Origin of the sequence: Paraclostridium bifermentans, from assembly GCF_964259345.1 — a bacterium.
In the GTDB taxonomy this organism is placed as follows: domain Bacteria; phylum Bacillota; class Clostridia; order Peptostreptococcales; family Peptostreptococcaceae; genus Paraclostridium; species Paraclostridium bifermentans_B.
Window position 1 is genome coordinate 1 of record NZ_CAXVJR010000020.1, and the last position, 1,656, is coordinate 1,656.

Annotated in this window: 2 protein-coding genes and 6 tRNA genes; all 8 read left to right on the plus strand. The window is 32.7% G+C overall.

The genetic code is table 11. The features are described 5' to 3' along the window. Positions 1–77 (plus strand) — tRNA-Pro (locus ACEXNK_RS17430). A gap of 6 nt (positions 78–83) precedes the next feature. After that, a tRNA-His gene (locus ACEXNK_RS17435) sits at positions 84–160 on the plus strand. Positions 161–168: 8 nt separating this feature from the next. Beyond that, positions 169–244: transfer RNA gene (locus ACEXNK_RS17440), tRNA-Lys, on the plus strand. A gap of 19 nt (positions 245–263) precedes the next feature. Then, positions 264–337 (plus strand) — tRNA-Cys (locus ACEXNK_RS17445). A gap of 7 nt (positions 338–344) precedes the next feature. Then, a tRNA-Arg gene (locus ACEXNK_RS17450) sits at positions 345–421 on the plus strand. Positions 422–434: 13 nt separating this feature from the next. Continuing rightward, a tRNA-Val gene (locus tag ACEXNK_RS17455) sits at positions 435–510 on the plus strand. Between the two features lie 229 nt (positions 511–739). Next, entirely contained in the window at positions 740–991 is a 252-nt protein-coding gene (locus tag ACEXNK_RS17460) for a DUF2508 family protein (protein ID WP_373601494.1), read from the plus strand. A 23-nt stretch (positions 992–1,014) separates the two neighbouring features. Next, on the plus strand, positions 1,015–1,428 hold the full coding sequence (locus ACEXNK_RS17465) for a hypothetical protein (RefSeq protein ID WP_373601495.1): 414 nt from the start codon (positions 1,015–1,017) through the stop codon (positions 1,426–1,428). Positions 1,429–1,656 lie beyond the last annotated feature (228 nt).

Below are 1,656 nucleotides of genomic sequence, written 5' to 3' on the forward strand. Positions count from 1 at the left end.
CGAGGTGTAGCGCAGTTTGGTAGCGCACGTGGTTTGGGACCATGGGGCCGGGGGTTCGAGTCCCTCCACCTCGACCAGTTATGGTGGGTATAGCTCAGTTGGTTAGAGCGCCAGATTGTGGCTCTGGAGGTCGTGAGTTCGACTCTCATTATCCACCCCATAAAAGTTGACCCATTAGCTCAGTCGGTAGAGCACCTGACTTTTAATCAGGGTGTCCCGCGTTCGAGTCGCGGATGGGTCACCATTTTTATATATATAAAAATGGCGACATAGCCAAGTGGTAAGGCAGTGGACTGCAACTCCTTGATCCCCAGTTCGAATCTGGGTGTCGCCTCCAAAAAAATGCGCCTATAGCTCAACTGGATAGAGTGTCTGACTACGAATCAGAAGGTTAGGGGTTCGAGTCCCTTTGGGCGCACCATACATAGCTATAAGGGATTATAGCTCAGCTGGGAGAGCACCTGCCTTACAAGCAGGGGGTCACAGGTTCGAGCCCTGTTAATCCCACCAGTATAAAACATCTAATTCATTGAATTAGATGTTTTTTTATATATAAGTTTAAACTAATTATTAAATGAAAAATATTGTTTTGTTAAATAAACTGTATTTATATTATAATAAGTACTATAGTAACAAAGTTTAAAAAATAGCATATTACTAAAAATGCAAATATTATGTATATGCAAAATAATATTTGTCAAAATTCTAGGTATAGATTAATTCCAAATAGGAGGATAATATGCCTAGAAAAAGTAGTTTTAAAAAAAATATAGAAAATGAAAAATTAATAAAAGAAATAAAAAAAGCTCAATTGGAAATAAAAAATGCTGAAAAATTTTTTCAATATGTTAGTGACCCAGAATTAGTGGACGTTGCAATATATGATTTAGAGGCTAAAAGATCGAGGTATTCATATTTAATTAGAATAGCTAAAGAAAAAGGAGTTAAACATTCCTTAAAAGATTGTCTGATTGAAGCTATGGCTAAGTGATTAATATTAAGGAGAAAATAATTATGTACATATTGTTTGGGAATGAAATTGTAGATAGTGAGGAAATAAAAGAATTAATAGAAGGAGAAACTCCTTTTAGAGTAGACAAAGATTTAAGTAAGGGATCTAAAAGAGAAGATACTTTAGCTTTTCAAGTGAGTGTAGATATAGAGGAATTAAACAACATAATAAAAGAAGAGTATGATTTAGAAGAAATGGAAACTGAAGACCTATTTGATGAGTATATGTCTTTAACTGATGAAATAGGTGTTGATTTAGAAGAATTAATGCCAGAGGGAGCTATTTTAAATGCAAGATCATACAAATGGGATAATTCAGATAATAGAATAAAAGCTGTAGTAGTTATAGCTCATGAGGAATTAGGAGAATTAAAACTTATGGATATAACTAAGAGATTATTAACTCAAGTAGACTAATAAATAAGGATATAATTAGAATCTAATTATATCCTTGTATAAATAAAAAAAGTTTTTTAAAAAAAGTTTTAAAAAAGTATTGACCTTAATAAATAAAGGTGGTATAGTATTACTTGTCCTTAAGAAAAGGTCAAAACGAAAAACACAAAATGAACTTTGAAAATTAAACAGTAGGTTAATTATAAAAATTCTTTTTTAAGAATTAAACAACAAACAACCAAGCCAGAT